The sequence below is a fragment of the Mesorhizobium sp. YM1C-6-2 genome (genome assembly GCF_003666685.1).
Taxonomy (GTDB): Bacteria; Pseudomonadota; Alphaproteobacteria; order Rhizobiales; family Rhizobiaceae; genus Mesorhizobium_K.
The window spans coordinates 1-454 of the sequence record NZ_RCIZ01000036.1 but is presented as its reverse complement, the minus strand read 5'-3'; the positions used below and the strand labels follow the sequence as shown (position 1 = coordinate 454).

General features: G+C 41.9%; 1 other RNA gene. It reads left to right on the top strand.

The features are described 5' to 3' along the window. Positions 1–355: a transfer-messenger RNA gene (ssrA, locus tag D8676_RS26590) on the top strand; the annotation flags it as partial. Positions 356–454 lie beyond the last annotated feature (99 nt).

The following is a 454-nucleotide window of genomic DNA, read 5'->3' as shown; positions in this document are numbered from 1 at the left end:
TTCATGGATTCGACAGGGGTCCCCCGAGCTCATTAAGCGTGTCGGAGGGTTGTCTTCGTCATCAACACACACAGTTTATAATAACTGGCAAATCAAACAATAATTTCGCAGTAGCTGCCTAATCGCACTCTGCATCGCCTAACAGCATTTCCTATGTGCTGTTAACGCGATTCAACCTTAATAGGATATGCTAAACACTGCCGTTTGAAGTCTGTTTAGAAGAAACTTAATCAAGCTAGCATCATGTTGGTTGTTTATCACTTTTCATGATGCGAAACCTTTCGATAAACTACACACGTAGAAAGATGTGTATCAGGACCTCTGGACGCGGGTTCAAATCCCGCCGTCTCCACATTTGTAGCCTACAACTTTTGTGGATGTGGGCTTTTTTATTATGTGTTTTTCAGGGGATAATGCATTGCAGAATTTGTTGTGAGTATTGATATAGCAGTGA